This is a genomic window from Aeromonas sp. QDB23 (assembly GCF_027707745.1).
Classification (GTDB): Bacteria; Pseudomonadota; Gammaproteobacteria; order Enterobacterales; family Aeromonadaceae; genus Aeromonas; species Aeromonas allosaccharophila.
Window position 1 is genome coordinate 1 of the sequence record NZ_JAPCJA010000024.1, and the last position, 16,276, is coordinate 16,276.

Annotated in this window: 12 protein-coding genes and 2 pseudogenes; 8 read left to right on the forward strand and 6 right to left on the reverse strand. The window is 57.7% G+C overall.

Going from position 1 to position 16,276, the window contains the following annotated elements; all coding sequences use genetic code 11:
• Positions 1-119 precede the first annotated feature (119 nt).
• Positions 120-995, reverse strand: a complete 876-nt coding sequence (locus PG888_RS11880; RefSeq protein WP_175566093.1) for a flagellar protein MotY — start codon at positions 993-995, stop codon at positions 120-122.
• A 220-nt stretch (positions 996-1,215) separates the two neighbouring features.
• On the opposite strand from PG888_RS11880, the gene PG888_RS11885 reads away from it, so the two are divergent.
• From PG888_RS11885 to PG888_RS11915, 7 genes and pseudogenes are all read left to right on the forward strand, one after another.
• Complete coding sequence (locus PG888_RS11885; RefSeq protein WP_058054044.1) at positions 1,216-2,181, forward strand: autotransporter domain-containing protein; 966 nt, start codon at positions 1,216-1,218, stop codon at positions 2,179-2,181.
• 479 nt (positions 2,182-2,660) lie between these two features.
• A complete protein-coding gene (locus PG888_RS11890; protein WP_182937761.1) occupies positions 2,661-3,125 on the forward strand; it encodes a type III secretion system chaperone in 465 nt (154 codons plus the stop codon).
• An 8-nt stretch (positions 3,126-3,133) separates the two neighbouring features.
• A complete protein-coding gene (locus PG888_RS11895) occupies positions 3,134-4,585 on the forward strand; it encodes a CesT family type III secretion system chaperone (protein ID WP_182937762.1) in 1,452 nt (483 codons plus the stop codon).
• Positions 4,586-4,742: 157 nt separating this feature from the next.
• Positions 4,743-5,327, forward strand: a pseudogene (locus PG888_RS11900) (nuclease-related domain-containing protein); the annotation flags it as partial.
• A 266-nt stretch (positions 5,328-5,593) separates the two neighbouring features.
• Positions 5,594-6,625, forward strand: a complete 1,032-nt coding sequence (locus tag PG888_RS11905; RefSeq protein ID WP_182937763.1) for an IS630 family transposase — start codon at positions 5,594-5,596, stop codon at positions 6,623-6,625.
• A 21-nt stretch (positions 6,626-6,646) separates the two neighbouring features.
• Positions 6,647-6,760 (forward strand): annotated as a pseudogene (locus PG888_RS11910) (topoisomerase DNA-binding C4 zinc finger domain-containing protein); the annotation flags it as partial.
• Between the two features lie 93 nt (positions 6,761-6,853).
• Positions 6,854-7,093: a hypothetical protein gene (locus PG888_RS11915; protein ID WP_075113096.1), complete on the forward strand. Its 240-nt coding sequence runs from the start codon at positions 6,854-6,856 to the stop codon at positions 7,091-7,093.
• 52 nt (positions 7,094-7,145) lie between these two features.
• Here the strand turns inward: PG888_RS11915 and PG888_RS11920 are convergent, their stop codons facing one another.
• From PG888_RS11920 to dapB, 5 genes are all read right to left on the reverse strand, one after another.
• Positions 7,146-8,312 (reverse strand): DUF1615 domain-containing protein, encoded by a 1,167-nt coding sequence (locus PG888_RS11920; RefSeq protein ID WP_182937764.1) that lies wholly within the window; start codon positions 8,310-8,312, stop codon positions 7,146-7,148.
• Positions 8,313-8,614: 302 nt separating this feature from the next.
• Entirely contained in the window at positions 8,615-11,839 is a 3,225-nt protein-coding gene (gene carB, locus PG888_RS11925) for a carbamoyl-phosphate synthase large subunit (protein ID WP_182937765.1), read from the reverse strand.
• Positions 11,840-11,855: 16 nt separating this feature from the next.
• Complete coding sequence (carA, locus tag PG888_RS11930; protein WP_182937766.1) at positions 11,856-12,992, reverse strand: glutamine-hydrolyzing carbamoyl-phosphate synthase small subunit; 1,137 nt, start codon at positions 12,990-12,992, stop codon at positions 11,856-11,858.
• A 186-nt stretch (positions 12,993-13,178) separates the two neighbouring features.
• Entirely contained in the window at positions 13,179-13,454 is a 276-nt protein-coding gene (locus tag PG888_RS11935) for a hypothetical protein (RefSeq protein ID WP_182937767.1), read from the reverse strand.
• A gap of 207 nt (positions 13,455-13,661) precedes the next feature.
• On the reverse strand, positions 13,662-14,474 hold the full coding sequence (dapB, locus tag PG888_RS11940) for a 4-hydroxy-tetrahydrodipicolinate reductase (protein WP_182937768.1): 813 nt from the start codon (positions 14,472-14,474) through the stop codon (positions 13,662-13,664).
• Positions 14,475-14,805: 331 nt separating this feature from the next.
• On the opposite strand from dapB, the gene PG888_RS11945 reads away from it, so the two are divergent.
• Entirely contained in the window at positions 14,806-16,140 is a 1,335-nt protein-coding gene (locus tag PG888_RS11945; RefSeq protein WP_182937769.1) for a Na+/H+ antiporter NhaC family protein, read from the forward strand.
• Positions 16,141-16,276 lie beyond the last annotated feature (136 nt).

Here is a 16,276-nt window from a genome sequence, read left to right on the forward strand (position 1 = left end):
TCCGAAACCAATCAACAGGTTTCGGATTTTTACACATCAGGAGGATCGGTCAATGGATCCTTAACTGATCGGCATTACGCAGATGCGCTCTTTTTTATGCCTCTCTGCCGGGGACTGCGCTAGATCTCGCCGTTGCGCCCCATGCTGATCACCACCCGCCGGTTCTTGGCACGACCCTGCTCGGTTTCATTGGAGGAGACATGCTGCTTCTCGCCGTGCCCTTCCACCGAGATCTTGCCGGGTTCCAGCCCCAGATCGACAAACACCTTCTTGATGGCATCGGCCCGCTTCTCGGAGAGCTTCTGGTTCGGCCAGCGGCCGCCGTAGCTGTCGCTGTAGGCGTCGATCACCACCACGTCGATGCTCTTGTCCGCCTTGATAAACTCGCTGATCATCGCCAGCCGTCGTTTGGAGGCGATGGAGAGCTGATCGCTGTTCTTGTCGTAGGTGAGCACGCTAAAGGCTATATCGTTGAAGCTGTAGGGCAACAGTCCGCTCAGACAGTCGATAAAGGCCTGATATTTGACCCGAAAATTGACTGACGAGAGCGACACACGCACCGCACGGTTCTGGCGATACCAGTCCCGATACTGGAAGGTCGGCATCCGCCCCCCCTCCAGCTCGTCGAGCATGGTCCAGGCGGTTTGCCCCTCCACCAGACCATCGAACTGCTGATAGAAGCGCAGCTGGCTCACTTCTCGCCCGGCAATCCCCGGGCGCCATACCGGCGGCATGATGCCAAGGCTCACCGTCTGGGTCTGGGCCTGCGGCCGCTTGCCCTTGAGCTCGAAGTCGAGGTTGATCTTGCGCCCGGCGCGGCTGACAAAGGCCCCCGTTCCCCAGTTGGGAATGGGGTGTTCGAGGCGACACTCAATCTGGGTATCAGAGGTCAAACGCCAGACGGATTGATCCAGACCGGCACCAAATTCGGTGACCCCAGCCTGTAACTGCATACTCACGGATATGCTGACCAACCCCAACAACCAAGCGTTCAATTGCCTGCCCTCCACACGATCTCACAAGAGATATCGGCGGCAAGGCGCCAAGCTTTAGCGACAAACTGCAAAGCGCTGCCGTGTGTGTGGCAAAAGCTTGCCCCGTTGGCAGCCAGCAACAATCGGCTCTCATTGGCCACATTTACCCCGTGCCAACCAACGGGAAGCTCGCTACAGTAAAGCCAGAACAGCCAGAGGCCGCTTATCGGGAACCACGCGCATGCTCCGACCTTTATCCTCTTTATTGCTGATGTTGTTACCGATGCTGCTGGCGCTATCCGGCAGCGCCGTACATGCCGCGACACAAGAGCAGGAGTGGGCACAGGATCGTGCCAATGCGGTGCTCTCGCTGATGACCTTCACCGTGGTGCCCGACATCACCGCAAGTAACCTGGATATCGGCAGCGGCACCGATCAATCCGCCGCCCTCAACCTGACCCAGATCGGCGGCGGTGCCACCATGAGCGAGGCCGTGCCCATCTATCTGGAAGGGGCGATCGGTTTTAGCCGCTACGATCCCCAGTTTGTGGTGAGCAACGGCACCGATAGCCGCACCATCCCGACCAAATGGAACAGTGTGACCGCCTCGGGCGGCGTCGGCTGGGATATCGCTATTCATGAAGACCCGCGTGGCGGTCACTGGGTACTACGCCCCATCGCCAACGTCTCGCTGGGCACCATGGCCAGCGATCTGCGGATCGGCAACTGGCTGCTGGATCGCACCAAGGGCTACTCGCTGGATTTTCTCGATAACGGTCAGCTCAATATGTACGGGCTGGGGGGCTCGGTGATGCTCGACTACGAGCTCTTCTCCAAGACCCAGGATATCGATGCCGAATTGCGTTACTCCTACCAGCACCTGCAGAGCTTTGGCAACACCACGCAAAGCGTGCGCGGCAGCGCCGAGGCGGAGAACCTCGGCCTCTATCTGCGCCGCCGGGCCCCGGTGTTTGACTGGACCCTGCTCGATCGCCCGCTGCGCTATGTGATGGAGGGGGCGCGCACCGAATACCTCGGCGAGCAGCGCGGCCTGCTCGGGTTCAACTCCCTCAACTCCCTTGGTCTGGGGCTGGAGATCGACAGCAGCAAATACGACATCATCGTCAGCCGGACCCGTCTGGTCGCCCGCTATATGTTCAGCCACAACACCAACGGTTATTCCATCGGGTTGGCCATGAGTTTTTAAGCTGTCGTTTCACGCCCGGCAAAACCGGGCACTTTTCCGATATATAGCCGCGACAATCCCGATAACCACGTCCACATTGACGGTCGTTTTATGCATTAGCCTACAGCCATTCCGTATTTCCCCCAGCTTTCCCCCTGCGCAGTGATATCTGGCAAAGAACAAGCTGTCTGTTTGGCAACAACTTTGCCACAGCAAAATCATCGTACACCGATTTTTGATGTCGTAGTGGTCATACAGGCTGTGAGTAACGGCTGATTTGCCCTGTGCTGGCAACGACCAGTGCCTGTTCGATTGCCCCCCCACACATGCCTTGCCAGACACCAAACCCTGTCAGGAGCTCTTGTGCAACTGACCAACACCGGATCTGGCTCCCGTCTCGCCACATCCCGTCCGCTTGTTGATAAAAAACCGGTCAGCAATGACAGCGGTCTGAACAAGGAAGGTTTTCAATAGGGTCATAACCAATAAGGAGTGGCCTCATGATCCACCAGCAAACATTACTCGATGCCTTTAGCGAACAACATGGCTTTCCCCCGCTGCAACTCGATGACGAGGGGGGTTGCCAGCTGCTGATCGACGATAAACTCCCCCTCTCACTGCTCGCTTATTCCCTCCAACACGAACCGGCCCTGATGCTGAGAGCCTCCATCGGCTTGCTGGCTGCAACGGGAATCCTTCGTCAACAGAGCCTCGAGCTGCTCGCTCGCGCCAACTACAGCACAACCGATGCGCCGGGACACACCCTGGCTCTGGCTCCTGATGGCTGCCAGCTGGTGCTGTTCGGGTTGCGCCCCCTCGCCACTCTCACACCGCAGGATCTGGCCGAATGGCTGACGCAGCTGACCCGACAGGCCCTCGAGTGGCAATCCCGATTTGCCCTGCTGCCAGAGCAACTGGCCCTGAACAGTACACTTCCGTCACAGCACGATGCCATTCGCATCTAGGAGACCCCATGAAAACCAGCTCTATCACAGGTGCACCCGTTCCCGATCTTGCCAGTTTCATCACTCATGCCGCGCCGGACGATACCCGGCTTCTCAGCAAACGGGGGGACGTAAATGCCGCCCCCCTGTTCCACCGAGGCCACAAATATGAACTGCTCAACAAGCATCTGCTGCACAGCACCACCAGCCGTGTCAAGCAGGAGAACATCAAGACCCACCTCGATCTTAAAGAGGCGCTGAAAAATGCAGCCCCTCAAGAGATCGCTCTACAAGCCTTCTCACTGTTGAGTCCGGCTGCTTACCGGGGCGAACCTTTGACTCGGGAGACGATGATGGAAGTCACCGCCCTACTGGCAGATCTCAAGGCCGATCCCACCAGTTATGGTCAACTCAAGCAGCTGTTTGACCAGATCAGCCAGGATCCGAGGCTACAGGTCTGCCTGGAGCAGCAATACCCAGGCAAGATGGATGGGCTGGGCAAGGAGCTGAAAAATAAAATCATAGATTTTACCAGTACCACTGGCGTCAATATCGCCATCAGCCTACTGTTGCCCGGGATAGGCACTTTCATTGCCGCCGGACGGGAATTTTATCAAGTAGCAAAACACAGCGACCGGCTGAACCACCATCATCAGGTTGCCCAGATCGGAGAACTGCCCGGTCGCACCAGTCGACTCGCCAGACTAAGCCAGCAGACATTGAGTCAGGGCCATGACAAAGCCGCCATTGAAGGGGCAACCAGCGTCACCTTGGGGGTCGCCCTCTCTGGTCTCGGCAACTTCGGCATTAGAGGTGCGACAACCGGCGTGGCAAGCATCGCGGCCAAAGCCTTGCCCACAATAGCAGATACGGTGTTGATGACGGGGCTGCCTGCCGCAACCAAGATGGGCGCCGCCTACCTGATCAATCAGCAGGCCAGCACGATGCCACAAGGGAACCAGCTTTTGCCCGTATTACCGCGCCTTGAAATCTGCAATACCAAAGGGAACTTCAGTTTCAGCATGCTGGACGGGGCCGCGGTGCGCGCCCTGCTCACCTATCTTGGGCCAAAGGCCGACGAGAGCCTGCTCGGGGTCAATACGCCGGTGGCGATCAAAGAGATGGAACAAGCCAGATTGACCCTCAAAGCCCAGCTCGGCTCACCGGCCCATGAACACCTGTTGCCGGGTGACAAACAAGCAAACGCCCCAACCACCGAGCTCAAACTCAGTCATGAGGTGTTCGAGAAGTTGTTGGCAGAGGATTACACCTGGCTACTACACGCCGTGCGTCTGCTCGACAAAGGAGAGAGCAGCGACCTCAACCATGAGCTGACTTACAAGGTGCCCCTCGAGTTCGACAATCGCACTGTCTATCTGGATAAGAGCCCCGACCTCAGCCAACCCCAGCTGGATGCCCTCAAGGTGTGCGGTGCCCCCAGCCAGCTCAAGCTGATTTATCTGGCCGAAGGTTGGTTATAACTCCCCCGTTGACCCATGGCCGCAATCCTGCGGCCATCTTCTCCCGGCAAACTCGAGCCGCGTCACAGTTAGTGCAATCAATCACATATTCCTTTTGATGGAATGGGTAGAATGGCTCAATTTGGCACCCTACGCCCCCGTTCCAAAGCGAGTTGAAATGGACTTCACACCCGTTATTACGGTTCTGCTGGGCCAGCTCTGGTATCTGCTGCCCCTGCTGTTGATTGTCACCCTGATCAAAACGCCCTGGTTCAAGGGGATGATCGGGGAGAGATTTATCAATTTGGGCATCCGGCTTTTTCTCGACAAGCGGGAGTACCACCTGCTCAAGAATGTGACGCTGCCAACCCCGCAGGGCACTACTCAGATCGACCAGGTGATCGTCTCGCGCTTCGGGCTGTTTGTGATCGAGACCAAAAACATCAAGGGGTGGATATTTGGCAATCCGGCCCACAAAAGCTGGACCCAGCAGCTCTATCGCCGCAGGCATACCTTTCAAAACCCACTGCGCCAAAACTATCTGCACCTGATGACGCTCAAATCCCTGCTCGGGCTGGCGGATCATCAGCTCCACTCGATCATCTACTTTATTGGCGACTGCACCTTTAAAACCCCCATGCCGGATAACGTGATGAACCGCGGACTTATTCGCTATATCAAGGGCAAGACCACACCAGTGTTGACCCCTGCCGAGGTCACTCGGGTGATCGACACCATCCAGCGGGGACGACTGGCCGCCAATTGACAAACCCATAAACAGCATGTGGCGCAGTTAAAAGCACGTCACAGCGAGGTTCCCCAGCCGCCTTTATCCGTAGCTGCGATGCCTGTCGTCAATCAGGTGGTGAACGCCGCGCCAACCATCACCGAATCGCTCACCAAGCCAAATCCGCTATGCCCTAAATAGCTGTTCCGAATAGTAGATCACTGGAGGAAGGGAACTCAGTCCAGTTTGTGCGATCTCATTAGTCGCCAAACAAAACAAGCCACACCCAAAGGACTGAGTTGATGCCTATCCTACCACCCCTGCCACGACCACAACGGCGCCGCATTCACAAAATCATCCATGCCACGCGTGATAAAGGGCATGCTCGTCGCTTGATGGCCATCTTGCTGTTACATGAAGGCCGCACGATCACTGATGTTCATCACCTTACCGGCGCGGCTCGCTCGACCATCGGCCGTTGGCTTCGGTGGTATCGGGATGAAGGTGTGGGGGCGCTAGAAGCCTTACCGGCTGGCCGTGCCCCGGTCTTACCTGTCGCCAAGATTGTCACCTTACTGGTGCTGCTCATGCAGTTTTCTCCGCAAGATTTTGGTTATCAGCGCAGCCGCTGGTGTACCGAACTATTGGCTATCAAAATCAATCGGTTAACAGGCCTCAATATGGCAGCCTCCACGCTCCGCCGATGGTTACCGCGTATGGGCATTGTCTGGCGAAGGCCCGTGCCGACCTTGCGGATAAAAGACCCGGCCTATCAGGAGAAAATGGCGGATATCGACGCGGCACTGGCCCGCTGTGATGCCGATAATCCGGTGTTTTATGAGGATGAAGTCGATATAGACCTCAATCCCAAATTAGGGGCCGACTGGATGTTCAGAGCGCAGCAAAGGCGGATTGTCACACCGGGACAGAACGCGAAACATTACCTGGCAGGCGCTCTCCATGCAGGCAACGGAAGAGTGCTTTACGTCAGTGGGATAAAGAAAAACTCATCCCTGTTTATCGCCATGCTGGAAAAGCTGCGTCGCCACTACCGACGAGCCAAAACCATCACGCTGATCCTCGATAACTACATCATTCACAAAAGCAAACAGACCGAGCGATGGTTGAAGAAGAATCCCAAGTTCTGCCTGGTATTCCAGCCAGTTTACTGTCCTTGGGTCAATCACATAGAACGGCTGTGGCACAAGTTACATGAAACCATCACGCGCAATCATCAATGTAGAGGAATGGCCAGCCTGCTGGCCCGAGTGAAACACTTCATGGATACGGTGTCTCCTTTCCCGGGGAATGGCTATGGCACAGCGAAGGTGTAGCACTATTGGGATCAGTTATTTAGATGCGGCAACCAGATGGTATTGCGTACCGCCAAACGGGGGGATAACAAAGGCAATCAGTTTTGGGGATGCAGTGGATATCCAACATGTCGGGGAATTACACCACACCAATAAACATGCCGACTTAAAGTACGACCCGAGCCATAAAATTTTCACCCATATTCACATTCACAAACCAAAACACATCTATTCAAAGGGAGTTGATTAATGAACATCAAGAAAATGTCGGTATTAGCAGCAGTGGCCAGCATCAGCATGCTAATGACATCCTGTGCATCACCACCACAACCGACATGGAAAAAAGAAGGCGTTACAGATGACGATACCCTCACTGCATTATCTCAATGCAAATATGAGATACGTCTTAACGATATTTCTGCTGAAGAAAAAAACGAAGTCATCACTGATTGCATGCAAGCTAAAGGCTTCCGTTGGAGAGTCTATTAAGCATGTCTGCGGGTTGTCATTAACAATGGCAACCCGCATGGTAAACCCAGCCCTACCTAATAGTCGCCATCTGCCGCACGCAGCGTTGTTCCCTGTCATCCACCCGCTTGGCAAACCAGGCGGTGGTGAGGTTGCGGGTGATTTTCGGGCTCTTTAGCACAATGCCGGGCAGGATGGCGCGGGGCTGCCGCTTGCCAGCTTGCTTGTCGGCCAGGGTAAAGATGCGATGGTAAAGATCGGTCTCGGCAAAGTCGGCGGTATCGCCAAGTTTGAGGCTCTGGTGGATCGCCTGTTTGCTCATATTGACCCGGTTGGCGAGGGTGTAGACGGCCAGTTCGGTGTTACCCGGCAGATCGGAGTCATAGCGGATAAGGTCTCCGTCCAGCGCCAGGGTTTTGCCACTCAAACGGCTGACAGCGGCCTGAAAGGCGGCGTTGCGGCTGGCGTACCAGCCGGCATTGAAGTCGGCAAACCGGTAGAGGGTATCGGGGTACTCCGCCTCATAGCCGAAGATATGCTTGGTACCAAACCAGATGCCGCCGCGACGGGTAAAGACTTCGTGGCGAATGGAATCCTTGATGGGATAGGGGTAGCCACGGGCATTGGCCTCGGCAAAGGCGATGCTCACCTGCATCGGGCCACCGGTATGCACCGGATTCATGTTGCCAAACAGCGTCTTGCCCATCGGCAGCATGCTGATCATGTCTTCGAAAATTTCGCTCATCTCCCGCTCGGTTCGCAACTTGTCGATCCGCTCGGCGTAGCTCTTGCCGGTCGGCGAGTTGATGGAGAGCGCGGCCCGCACCATAAACTCGGGGATCAGCAGCTTGGCCGCCCGTGAGTTGATCTCTTTCCAGGCGATCTTGCCAAGGCCCGGCACCACGGGGTCGGCCTGATAGGTCGCCTCCTGCTCCGCCACCGCCAGCACGGTACAGACGTTGTGATCATTGACCGTCACCCCCTGGGTGGTGAGCGCCGTCACCACGTCGTTGGCCCACCCCTGTTTGTCGACCACATGGCGGGGCAAAAACCTCACGATGCGGCTCTTCATGTCCGCCGGTTTGCGCGGCTGCATGGCGGGTGGTGTCACTTTTGGGGCTGGAGTGGTGGTGCCCGTTGCGTCGCTCGGCGTAGGGGCAGAAGCAGGATCGCTGGCACAACCGGCCAGCAGCAAGGCAGAGCAGAAGGCGAGAAGACGACAGGAAGGCAAAGCGGTCATAAGCATGTCCATTTTTTGTAGGCCCTACAGGCAGTGACTCTGGCACTGCACTGACAAGCAAAGTGGCGCCATTGTAGAGGATTGGCTGCTGCAGTTGAAACCCGCGCTCTCGGCATCCCCTCCCCTTGTCTGCTTTTGCCACCTCACGCGCCATCCGCTGTCTGCGATGCAGCACTCATCACCGTTCTCAATGACTCACTCATCCCGAACCAAATTGTCAGCTGCAGATAAAAAGAAACCCCCGCCATCGCTGGCGGGGGTTGATCGTCTGGCGAGTCGGGCGGATGCCCGCGGCAAACCGCTTAGCGGTTTTTCACCTTCTGGTGCAGCTCTTGCACCGAGTTGACGTTGGCGGTGGCATCCACGCTGATGGCCATGCAGGTGGCAAACGCCTCATTCATGGTGGTTGTATAAGCCACTTTGTTCTGCAAGGCGGCGCGACGCAGCTGCTTGGAGTCCTGGATCGCTACCCGCCCTTCGGCGGTGTTGACGATGTAGGTGTACTCGCCATTCTTGATACGGTCGAGAATGTGCGGACGACCTTCGTGCACCTTGTTGACCAGACGCGGGTTGATGCTCGCCTCGCCCAGTGCGACTGCGGTGCCGTGAGTGGCATCCAGCTCGTAGCCCAGCTCCAGCAGCTTGGCAGCCAAGTCGACTACTTGCGCCTTGTCACTGTGACGCACCGACAGCAGGGCGCGCCCCTCTTTCGGTACGGCGTGGTTGGCACCCAGCTGCGCCTTGGCATAGGCCTCGGCAAAGCTGCTGCCCACACCCATTACCTCACCGGTAGAGCGCATCTCTGGCCCCAACAGCGGGTCAACCCCCGGGAACTTGGCGAACGGCAGTACCACCTCTTTCACCGAGTAGTAGGGCGGGATGATCTCTTTGGTGAAGCCCTGTTGTTGCAGCGACTGACCGGCCATCACGCGGGCGGCAATCTTGGCCAGCGGCGCACCGGTCGCCTTGGAAACGAACGGCACGGTACGGGCGGCACGCGGGTTCACTTCGATGAGGTAGATATCATCGCCTTTGACCGCAAACTGCACGTTCATCAGGCCGATAACACCGAGCTCCAGTGCCAGCTTGCGCACTTGCTCGCGGATCTCGTCCTGAATTTTCTTGGACAAGGTATAGGGCGGCAGGGAGCAACCGGAGTCACCGGAGTGGATACCGGCCTGCTCGATGTGCTCCATGATGCCGCCGATAACCACATCGGTACCGTCGCAGATGGCATCCACATCCAGCTCGGTGGCATCGTCCAGGAAGCGGTCCAGCAGCACCGGCGATTCGTTGGAGACGCTCACCGCCTCGGCGAAGTAGCGACGCAGGTCGGTCTCGTCATAGACGATCTCCATGGCGCGGCCACCCAGCACGTAGGAGGGGCGCACCACCAGCGGGTAGGTGATCCGCTCGGCGGTCAGCACCGCCTGCTCCAGCGCGGTGACGGTGCCATTTTCCGGTTGCTTGAGGCCGAGGCGCTCAACGGCAGACTGGAAGCGCTCGCGGTCTTCGGCGCGGTCGATGGCATCCGGGCTGGTGCCGATGATCGGCACGCCGTTGGCTTCCAATGCGCGGGCCAGTTTCAGCGGGGTCTGGCCACCGTACTGGACGATGACACCCTTGGGTTTTTCGATGCGCACGATTTCGAGCACATCTTCCAGGGTCACCGGCTCGAAGTAGAGGCGATCCGAGGTGTCGTAATCGGTGGAGACGGTCTCGGGGTTGCAGTTGACCATGATGGTCTCGTAACCGTCTTCGCGCAGGGCCAACGCCGCGTGGACGCAGCAGTAGTCGAACTCGATACCCTGACCGATACGGTTCGGGCCGCCGCCGATGATCATGATCTTGTCGCGGTTGCTCGGCACCGCTTCGCACTCCTCGTCATAGCTGGAGTACATGTAGGCGGTGTTGGTAGCGAACTCGGCGGCGCAGGTATCGACCCGCTTGTAGACCGGGAAGATGTTGTGGCGGGCGCGCAGTTTGCGCACTTCCCCTTCGGCCACACCGAGAATTTTGGCCAGACGCGCATCTGCAAAGCCTTTGCGCTTGAGGGCGCGCAGGAAGTCGGCATCGAGACCGGCCATGCCGCGCTCTTTCACCTCTTCTTCCAGCTTCACCAGATCTTCAATTTGCACCAGGAACCAGGGGTCAATCTTGGTCAGCTTGAAGATGCCATCCATGGAGAGACCGGCGCGGAATGCATCGGCGATGTACCAGATCCGGTCGCAGCCGGCGTCCTGCAGCTCGTGACGAATGCGGGTCAGGGAGTCCGGGGCATTGAGGTCAACCATGGGGTCGAAGCCGGTTTTGCCGGTCTCGAGGCTGCGCAGCGCCTTGTGCAAAGACTCCTGGAAGTTGCGGCCAATGGCCATCACTTCACCGACCGATTTCATCTGGGTGGTCAGGCGGTCGTTGGCTCCGGCGAACTTCTCGAAGTTGAAGCGCGGCACCTTGGTGACCACGTAGTCGATGGCCGGCTCGAAGGAGGCCGGAGTGCGACCGCCGGTGATGTCGTTCATCAGCTCGTCGAGGGTGTAACCGATGGCGAGCTTGGCCGCGATCTTGGCGATGGGGAAGCCGGTCGCCTTGGAGGCCAGCGCAGAAGAGCGCGACACCCGCGGGTTCATCTCGATGATGACCATGCGGCCATCTTTCGGGTTGATACCGAACTGGACGTTGGAGCCGCCGGTCTCGACGCCGATCTCGCGCAGCACCGCCATGGAGGCGTTGCGCATCAGCTGGTACTCCTTGTCGGTCAGCGTCTGGGCTGGCGCGACCGTGATGGAGTCACCGGTGTGGATACCCATGGGGTCGAAGTTTTCGATGGCGCAGACGATGATGCAGTTGTCGTTGCGATCCCGCACCACCTCCATCTCGTACTCTTTCCAGCCGATCAGCGACTCATCGATGAGCAGCTCTTTGGTCGGCGACAAGTCCAGACCGCGCTCGCAGATCTCGACGAACTCTTCGGTGTTGTAGGCGATGCCGCCGCCCGAGCCGCCCATGGTAAAGGAGGGACGGATGATGCAGGGGAAACCGACCATCTGCTGCACGCCCCACGCCTCTTCCATGTTGTGGGCGATACCGGCGCGCGGGCACTCGAGGCCGATGCTCTTCATGGCGATGTCAAAGCGACGGCGATCTTCGGCCTTGTCGATGGCATCGGCAGTGGCGCCGATCATCTCGACACCGAACTCGGCCAGCACGCCGTGCTTCTCCAGATCCAGTGCGCAGTTCAGTGCGGTCTGGCCGCCCATGGTGGGCAGGATGGCGTCCGGGCGCTCTTTCTTGATGATTTCGCGCACCACTTCCCAGGTAATGGGCTCGATGTAGGTGGCGTCCGCCATCTCCGGGTCGGTCATGATGGTGGCAGGGTTGGAGTTCACCAGAATGACGCGGTAGCCCTCCTCGCGCAGGGCTTTGCACGCCTGGGCGCCGGAGTAGTCAAATTCGCAGGCCTGGCCGATGACGATGGGGCCGGCGCCGAGGATCAGGATGCTCTGAAGGTCGTTACGTTTTGGCATGGCTTCTCTTTTCCTCTTAAGCGCGATACTGCTTGATCAATTCAATAAAGTGGTCAAAGAGACCGGCACAATCGTGCGGGCCCGGGCTCGCTTCGGGGTGACCCTGGAAGCTGAAGGCCGGACGGTCGGTGCGATGGATGCCTTGCAGCGACCCGTCGAACAGGGAGACGTGGGTGGCGCGCAGGCAATCCGGCAGGCTGTTCTCGTCTACCGCAAAACCGTGGTTCTGGGCAGTGATCATCACGGTGTTTTCATCGAGGCTCTTCACCGGGTGGTTGGCACCGTGGTGGCCAAACTTCATCTTGACAGTCTTGGCACCGGAGGCCAGACCCAGCAGCTGGTGGCCCAGACAGATGCCGAATACCGGCGTGTTGGTATTGAGGAAAGCCTTGATGGCCTCGATGGCGTAGTCGCAGGGCTCGGGGTCGCCGGGGCCGTTGGAGAGGAAGATGCCATCCGGGTTCATCGCCAGAACTTCGGCGGCCGGTGTCTTGGCCGGTACCACAGTCAGGCGGCAGCCACGGTCAACCAGCATCCGCAGGATGTTGCGCTTGACGCCAAAGTCATAGGCCACCACGTGGTATTTGAGCTGGTCGGCATCCGGGGTGACGTGCCCCTTGCCAAGCTGCCAGCTCCCTTCGGTCCAGTTGTACGCCTCACCAACCGTCACCTCTTTGGCCAAGTCCATCCCCTTCAGACCGGGGAAGGCGCGAGCCTGCTCGAGGGCGAACCCTTCATCTATCTGCTTGCCCGCCAGAATGCAGCCAGCCTGGGCGCCTTTCTCGCGCAGGATGCGGGTCAGTTTACGGGTGTCGATGTCGGCGATGCCAACGATGTTGTGAGACTTGAGGTATTCGGAGAGGGATTGCTGATTGCGGAAATTGGAGGCAAGTATCGGAAGGTCCCGGATGATCAATCCCTGAGCGTGGATTTGACTGGACTCTTCATCTTCGCTGTTGGTGCCGGTGTTGCCTATATGGGGGTAAGTGAGGGTGACTATCTGACGGGAATAAGAGGGATCGGTGAGGATTTCCTGATAGCCCGTCATCGACGTATTGAAAACCACTTCACCAACGGAACATCCCTCGGCGCCTATCGACACGCCTTTGAACACAGTTCCATCTTCCAGCACTAGCAATGCAGTGTGATTCAAGACAACCTCCAGTTATTTAGCTTTAAATTCAGCAATTTACCTGGGTGTTGCGGGCTCGGTTCCGGTCTTGGACAGGACTCGAACCCGGCAGATTTCTGGCAAATTGGGCGCATTCTACTTAAAAAAAGTGGCATTTCAACGTCTTTTCTCAGATGAAATGCATCTAAATTCAATAAACAAGCAACATTACCCATTATCTATGCACTCCATTGCTTTGCAACCCCCTCTCACGAAAGAAAAGGAAAAACCACTACCAAAAGACACCACCAAGCCCGTAATAGCGACAAAAAACAACAAAAAAACCAATAAAAACAATGCAATTATTTTTAAAATAAAAATGATTAATGATGAATCCGACTTCTTTTCGGTGACAAGATTGAACAAGAAAAATAGAAAACGTTTTTCTTCGTTTGAATTTTTAATCTTTTTCGTGATGTGTAAAAAAATGGCTGCATCAGCCATAAAGATGCTCAAATCCTTTACCTGGCGATGACATTCAGAAAGGAAAAATCTGGAGGATAAATCAATAATGCGATTTATGAGGCATTCAGAGATAAAACAGCGGAAGAGCCTTATTTTTCACACACTCTGGATGGCAGGCAGCAAAAACCCCGGCAAGCCGGGGTTCTTCACTGGGTACCAGTCGCACAAGCGTGCCGCACAGAGGCATCACTTCAGATTAAGCACATCCTGCATGTCATAAAGACCGGCACTCTGCTGGCCAAGCCACTTGCCAGCCCGCACCGCACCGTTGGCGAAGGTCAGGCGGCTGGAGGCCTTGTGGCTGATCTCCACCCGCTCGCCGATGTCGGCAAACATGACGGTGTGCTCCCCCACCAGATCACCGGCGCGGATGGTGGCAAAGCCGATAGTGTTGCGATCCCGCTCGCCAGTGATCCCTTCGCGGCCATAGACTGCACACTCCTTGAGATCCCGGCCCAGCGTTTTGGCGACCACTTCGCCCATGGAGAGCGCGGTGCCAGACGGCGCATCCACCTTATGGCGATGGTGGCCTTCGATGATCTCGATATCGGTGTAGTCCCCCATCACCTTGGCGGCCTGCTCCAGCAGCTTGAACACCAGGTTGACCCCGACCGAGTAGTTGGAGGCGAACACGATACCGATCTGCTTGCCTGCCTCTTTCAGGGCGGCCTTGCCTGCCTCGTCAAAGCCGGTGGTACCGATCACCATCTGCTTGTGGTGGGCCAGCGCAAAAGCCAGGTTGGCCAGCGTCACCTCGGGGCGGGTGAAGTCGATGATAAGATCAAACTCATCGCGCACCTTGTCGAGACTGTCGCTGATCGCCACCCCCAGATGGCCCAGCCCGTTGAGCTCACCGGCATCGAGACCGATCACCGCAGAGCCCGGCCGCTCCAGCGCTGCCCCGACCACCACGCCATCGGCATGAGTAATGGCCTCCAGCAGCACCTTGCCCATACGACCATTACAGCCCATCACGGCCACACGGATCGGATTGTCCATCTCCACCCTCTCATCTCTTTATTATGGAAAGAGACCGTTTTACCAGCCCGCGCCCGCTTTGAAAAGCTCACTCTGCGCCGCCACACCACCTCGACATATAAACGGAAATATTGGATAAATCAGAATATTTGACGGATTTATTCACACAGACAAAATCACCAAACAAAAACACCTATCCGTCTGGACGTCTATCTTGACCTTGCAGGGTTGACTCACTACTGTGGGCCCCCCAATGCGGCAGGATGCCCGCCCTGTTTTCCCCCTATCCCTATCCGATACAGGCACAAAGCAGTTCATGACAGGAGGTCATTGTTCAATTTCAGAGGAACACATGATCCAGACTCAACCCAGTGCCAGGGCCTTGCTGCCACTTCTGGTTTTTCTCGCACTCTTTATCGGTACCGGTACCTGGCTGACCCTGCAGGGGGTCGAGTTCGCCTTCTATCAGCTGCCCGCCCCCGTGGCGGCCCTGCCTGCCGTGATGCTCGCCCTGCTGCTTGGCAAAGAGGGCTTCAACAGCAATCTGGAGACCTTTTTCAAAGGGGTCGGCCACAGCAACATCATGGCGATGTGCCTTATCTATCTGCTGGCGGGGGCCTTCGCCAGCGTGGCCAAGGCCACCGGCGGGGTTGATGCCACTGTGGCGCTGGGTCTGTCGCTCATCCCCGGCTGGGCGCTGTTGCCCGGGCTGTTCCTGATCTCTGCCTTTATTGCTACCGCCATGGGCACCTCCATGGGCACCATTGGTGCCGTAGCGCCGGTGGCCCTTGGCGTGGCGCAGGCAGCCGGTATCGATCCGGTGCTGATGGCAGGCACCATTCTCTCCGGCGCCATGTTTGGCGATAACCTCTCCATCATCTCCGACACCACCATTGCGGCCACCCGCAGCCAGGGCTGCGAGATGAAGGACAAGTTCCGCGAGAACTTCAAGATTGCCGCCCCCGCCGCCATCACGGTGATCCTGCTCTATCTGACCCTGGGGTCTGTGGGTGAAGCCCCTGCCAACGACACTGCCATCGAGCTGTTCAAGGTGATGCCTTACCTGCTCATTCTGGGGCTGGCGCTCGCCGGGGTGAATGTGTTCGTGGTACTGGGGATCGGCATTCTGGCCGCCGGTGCAGTGGGCATGATCAACGGCTACGCCATCGGTCAGTTCAGCAAGGATATCTATCAGGGCTTTACCGGCATGCAGGAGATCTTCCTGCTCTCAATGCTGATCGGTGGCCTCGGCGCCCTGATGGAGCGTCAGGGGGGGCTGGCCTGGATCAGCGAGCGCATCAGCGCCCTGATTGCCCGCTTCACTCGCGAGCACAACGGTGAACAGAACGAGAAAGCTGCCGAGCTCGGCATCGCCGGGGTAGTGAGCCTCACCAACCTCTGCACCGCCAACAACACGGTGGCCATTATCGTCGCCAGCAAGGTAGCCCGGGATCTGGCCGAGCACCACGGTGTCACCCCGCGCCGCGCCGCCTCCATGCTCGATATCTTCTCCTGCGTGGTACAGGGTCTGCTCCCCTGGGGCGCACAGGCGCTGCTGCTGGGCTCCATCTTCGCCCTCTCGCCGCTGGCGGTGGTGAGCATGAGTTTCTATCCGATGGCGCTCGCTGTGGCGGCACTGATTGCCGTGTTCGTGAAACATCAGATGCGCAGCAAGGCTGACAAGTAACAGACCCGACGCTGACGCGCCGACATGCTGTCAACAGGGGCCACACCCTGGCCCTTGTTGGCTCACTAACGGATCCGCCAGCATTTATCCTACCGTCCCGGGCATCAGCCGTCCGGGGCGGGAGTTCCCCTGTCAC

Bases quoted from the DNA above. Each gene is read 5' to 3' on its own strand.
- PG888_RS11885 (WP_058054044.1), top strand. From the start codon at position 1,216: ATGCTCCGACCTTTATCCTCTTTATTGCTGATGTTGTTACCGATGCTG.
- PG888_RS11890 (WP_182937761.1), top strand. From the start codon at position 2,661: ATGATCCACCAGCAAACATTACTCGATGCCTTTAGCGAACAACATGGC.
- PG888_RS11895 (WP_182937762.1), top strand. From the start codon at position 3,134: ATGAAAACCAGCTCTATCACAGGTGCACCCGTTCCCGATCTTGCCAGT.
- PG888_RS11905 (WP_182937763.1), top strand. From the start codon at position 5,594: ATGCCTATCCTACCACCCCTGCCACGACCACAACGGCGCCGCATTCAC.
- PG888_RS11915 (WP_075113096.1), top strand. From the start codon at position 6,854: ATGAACATCAAGAAAATGTCGGTATTAGCAGCAGTGGCCAGCATCAGC.
- PG888_RS11920 (WP_182937764.1), bottom strand. From the start codon at position 8,312: ATGACCGCTTTGCCTTCCTGTCGTCTTCTCGCCTTCTGCTCTGCCTTG.
- carB (WP_182937765.1), bottom strand. From the start codon at position 11,839: ATGCCAAAACGTAACGACCTTCAGAGCATCCTGATCCTCGGCGCCGGC.
- PG888_RS11935 (WP_182937767.1), bottom strand. From the start codon at position 13,454: ATGGCTGATGCAGCCATTTTTTTACACATCACGAAAAAGATTAAAAAT.
- dapB (WP_182937768.1), bottom strand. From the start codon at position 14,474: ATGGACAATCCGATCCGTGTGGCCGTGATGGGCTGTAATGGTCGTATG.
- PG888_RS11945 (WP_182937769.1), top strand. From the start codon at position 14,806: ATGATCCAGACTCAACCCAGTGCCAGGGCCTTGCTGCCACTTCTGGTT.